Source organism: Eubacterium sp. CAG:161 (assembly GCF_000432355.1).
GTDB lineage: Bacteria > Bacillota > Clostridia > Lachnospirales > Lachnospiraceae > Eubacterium_G > Eubacterium_G segne.
Map to the genome: position 1 here is coordinate 175,687 of NZ_HF991871.1, position 3,757 is coordinate 179,443.

Sequence of the window (3,757 nt, forward strand, 5' to 3'; positions counted from 1 at the left end):
TTCAATGATTAAAGCAACAGCCACTTTTTTATAATTAGTCAACTGAAACAATTTCTTTTTTGTTATAGCTTCCACAAGCCTTGCATACTCTGTGTGGCATCATTAATGCTCCACATTTACTGCACTTTACAAGGTTTGGAGCTGACATCTTCCAGTTAGCTCTTCTCTTATCTCTTCTTCCTTTAGAAGATTTGTTCTTTGGACAGATAGACATGGTTTACACCTCCTTAAACTGATTAAAAACATCTAAAATTTTCGACATTCCCGTACCTGGTTCTGCGTTATCGCACTTACAGGATCCCATATTGAGATTAGCGCCGCATCTATTGCAAATTCCTTTGCAGTCTTCTTTGCATAGGACTTTCATAGGTAAACTAACCAGAATCTCGTTATAAACAAATACATCAGAATCAAACTTTGTACCTTCAAGATAAACTTCTTCATCTAACTCAGCAATCTTTTCTTCTGAAGATTTATTCATATCTAAATCTTTGAAATAATCAATATTAATCTCATACGGTACAGGCTCTAAACACTTGTCACATGGAATAATCAATATAACCTTCCCAACGCATTTAAAATCAATATGCTTCTTACCCTTATTTCTAAAAGACAACTTAATATCACTGTCAGAAATAGGATAACGGCTCTTTTTAGTTTTAAATTCCTTCGCTTCAAGCTCTACCGGGTAATTTCTTACCCCGTCTTCTTCCTGTAGTAAATCGTATAAATCAATTAACATAATATTCCTTCTTCAAAGCACCTTATAAATTATACATATCAGCCATAGGTTTGTCAAATACTTTTTTTATTTTTTCAATTTGCTGCTTAAGCTAAAACTTCTACCGTCTCCCTTGCAATTGCAAGTTCCTCATTGGTTGGTATAACATAAACCTTAACCTTTGACTCTTTAGTGGAAATCATTACTTCCTCTCCACGTTTTGAGTTTGCCTCATCATCTATTTCAATTCCAAGATATTTTAAATGACTACACACATCTTTTCTTACATGACCATTGTTTTCTCCAACGCCGGCTGTAAAAGCAATTACATCTACACCATTCATTACTGCAACATAGGCACCGATAAATTTTACAACAGTATGTACGTAAGCATCAAATGCTGATTTTGCATTTTCATTTTCTTCACTTATTGCCTTTTCTATATCTCTAAAGTCGCTAGACACTCCTGAAAGTCCTGCAACTCCGGACTTTTTATTTAATATTTCAGTTATTTCTGAAATATTCTTTCCTGTATGATTTGCAATAACTTCTAAAATTCCCGGGTCAATATCTCCTGAACGGGTTCCCATTATAACTCCTGCTAAAGGTGTAAGCCCCATACTTGTGTCCACTGATTTTCCACCGTCAACTGCGCATATGCTGGCACCGTTTCCTAAATGACAAACAATTGTTTTTAATTCATTATAAGGCTTGCCGCAAATAGCAGCTGCTCTCTTTGACACAAAGCTATGGGAAGTTCCATGGAATCCATATCTTCTTATTTTATAGTCATCATAGTATTCTCTAGGAAGAGCATATAAATACGCTTCCTCGGGCATTGTCTGATGAAAAGCTGTATCAAACACAACCACATTTGGTGTATCCTTCATTATTTTCATACATGCCTTTATTCCAATAATATTTGCCGGGTTATGAAGAGGTGCTAAATTATTACACTTTTCAATTTTTTCAAGTACATCTTCAGTAACTAAAGCTGACTTTGAAAAATACTCTCCACCGTGTACCACTCTGTGTCCTACTGCTCCAACTTCACTCATATCCTTTATAACTCCTGTGTTTTCTGCCGTAAGGGCAGAAATAACAGCTGTTATGGCCTCATTATGAGTTGGCATATCTATTTCTTTTGTGTTTTTTTCACAATTAACACTTTCATATGTAATAGCACTGCCGCTAATTCCTATTCTTTCACAAAGTCCCTTTGCCAATACCTTTTCATTATCTGAATTAATTAACTGAAACTTAAGTGATGAACTTCCACAATTAATAACTAAAACTTCCATTTCAAACTCCTGTTTTCTTCTAATCACATCCTATTGCCCCTACTTTCCGTTGGTGGCATTTCATTGGGAACCTATTTATAAATGAGTTTTTCTCATTTAATCTATTTGTGCCTGTACTGCTGTAATTGCCACAACACCAACTATATCCTTAGCACTACATCCTCTTGACAAATCATTAATCGGTCTTGCAATTCCCTGACAAAGAGGACCATATGCCTCAGCCTGTCCAAGTCTCTGCAAAAGCTTATATCCAACATTTCCTGCATCTAAATCAGGGAATATAAGAACATTGGCTCTTCCCGCTACCGGGCTTCCCGGTGCCTTAAATTCTGCTATTTCAGGAACTAAAGCAGCATCTGTCTGCAATTCTCCGTCAATAAGATACTGTGGATATTCCTTGTTGGCTATTTTAGTAGCCTCAACTACTTTATCCACATCAGGATGAGCTGCACTGCCGTGGGTAGAATGGGATAACATGGCAACTCTTGCCTTCTCCCCAACTAAGTACTCAAAAGACTCTGCACTACTTGCAGCAATATCTGCTAACTGTTCCGGATTAGGATTCTGATTCAGTCCACAGTCTCCCATTACGAATACACCATTAGCTCCCATATCCTTATTAGGCACACATATTACAAAAAATGCTGAAACCAATTTACTACCCGGCTTTGTCTTTATAATCTGTAAAGACGGTCTAAGGGTATTAGCTGATGAATGGCATGCTCCTGATACAACTCCGTCTGCATCTCCAGCCTTTAACATCATACATGCAAAATACATATAGTCACTGACTAAAATGGCATATGCCTGTTCTTTAGTCATCCCCTTAGCCTTTCTTAGCTGGTAGAACTGTTCAGCATAATCCTGTATCTTTTCGTATTTTCTCGGGTTAATTATTGTAATACCTTCAGTGTCATAATCTTTTCCATACTTTGCCACCTCTTCCTCTGAGGCTAACAGAATAATATCTGCAAAATTCTCCTTAACAATCTGTTCTGCAGCTTCATATGTACGTCTGTCCATTCCTTCCGGCAAAACAATTGTCTTTCTGTCATGTCTGGCTTTTTCCTTTAACTGCTCAATAAAACCCATATTCATCTTCTCCTTGTTTCTCATATATTCTTCAATCACACAAATAATTATAATATACCTTTTTTGAAGAAACAACAACTATTTATTTTACAATACATATAACAATTTGTGCCTTAATTAATTGATAGAATAGTGCAATAATGATACAATAATCCGGTATACTATATTTAGAAGGATATTTTAGGAGATTTCAATGAAAACAGCAGGTATAATCGCAGAATTTAACCCTTTTCACAACGGTCATAAATATTTAATTGACACGGTGTGTCAAAAAACAGGAGCTGAGAATATTGTAATTTTATGTAGCGGAAATTTTGTTCAAAGGGGACTTCCTGCTATTTTTGACAAATCTCTTCGCAGTAAAACTGCAATAGAAAACGGTGCCGACGTGGTTTTTGAGCTTCCGGTATGTTATTCTACAGCCTCTGCTGAAACTTTTGCCACATCATCAGTAAGTTTCTTTAACAAACTCAACTCCATAGATTACTTATGCTTTGGATGTGAAACGGAAAATACAAAGCTTTTAGAAGAAATTGCCCATGTATTAGCAGATGAACCAACAGAATACAGAGATTCATTGTTAGAAAATCTCAAATCAGGAATGACCTTCCCAAAAGCCCGTGGGATTTCATTAAAAAAATAT

The 3,757-nt window shown here is 36.1% G+C and carries 5 protein-coding genes; 1 reads left to right on the forward strand and 4 read right to left on the reverse strand.

Annotation, left to right across the window (positions count from 1 at the left end; genetic code table 11):
- Positions 1-34 precede the first annotated feature (34 nt).
- The 4 genes from rpmF to pta all read right to left on the reverse strand — a co-directional run bounded on the left by rpmF (position 35) and on the right by pta (position 3,114).
- Positions 35-214, reverse strand: a complete 180-nt coding sequence (gene rpmF / locus Q5O30_RS07385) for a 50S ribosomal protein L32 (protein ID WP_021953116.1) — start codon at positions 212-214, stop codon at positions 35-37.
- 3 nt (positions 215-217) lie between these two features.
- The gene (locus Q5O30_RS07390; protein ID WP_021953117.1) at positions 218-742 is read right to left on the reverse strand and encodes a DUF177 domain-containing protein; all 525 of its coding nucleotides are present in this window, start codon (positions 740-742) and stop codon (positions 218-220) included.
- Positions 743-828: 86 nt separating this feature from the next.
- Positions 829-2,022, reverse strand: a complete 1,194-nt coding sequence (locus tag Q5O30_RS07395) for an acetate/propionate family kinase (RefSeq protein WP_021953118.1) — start codon at positions 2,020-2,022, stop codon at positions 829-831.
- A gap of 96 nt (positions 2,023-2,118) precedes the next feature.
- On the reverse strand, positions 2,119-3,114 hold the full coding sequence (gene pta, locus Q5O30_RS07400; protein ID WP_021953119.1) for a phosphate acetyltransferase: 996 nt from the start codon (positions 3,112-3,114) through the stop codon (positions 2,119-2,121).
- 193 nt (positions 3,115-3,307) lie between these two features.
- On the opposite strand from pta, the gene Q5O30_RS07405 reads away from it, so the two are divergent.
- Positions 3,308-3,757 (forward strand): nucleotidyltransferase family protein (locus tag Q5O30_RS07405; RefSeq protein ID WP_302674635.1); only part of this gene is annotated, 450 nt, incomplete at its 3' end.

Coding starts and splice junctions, on each gene's coding strand:
- pta (WP_021953119.1), bottom strand. CDS start 3,114: ATGGGTTTTATTGAGCAGTTAAAGGAAAAAGCCAGACATGACAGAAAG.
- rpmF (WP_021953116.1), bottom strand. CDS start 214: ATGTCTATCTGTCCAAAGAACAAATCTTCTAAAGGAAGAAGAGATAAG.
- Q5O30_RS07395 (WP_021953118.1), bottom strand. CDS start 2,022: ATGGAAGTTTTAGTTATTAATTGTGGAAGTTCATCACTTAAGTTTCAG.
- Q5O30_RS07390 (WP_021953117.1), bottom strand. CDS start 742: ATGTTAATTGATTTATACGATTTACTACAGGAAGAAGACGGGGTAAGA.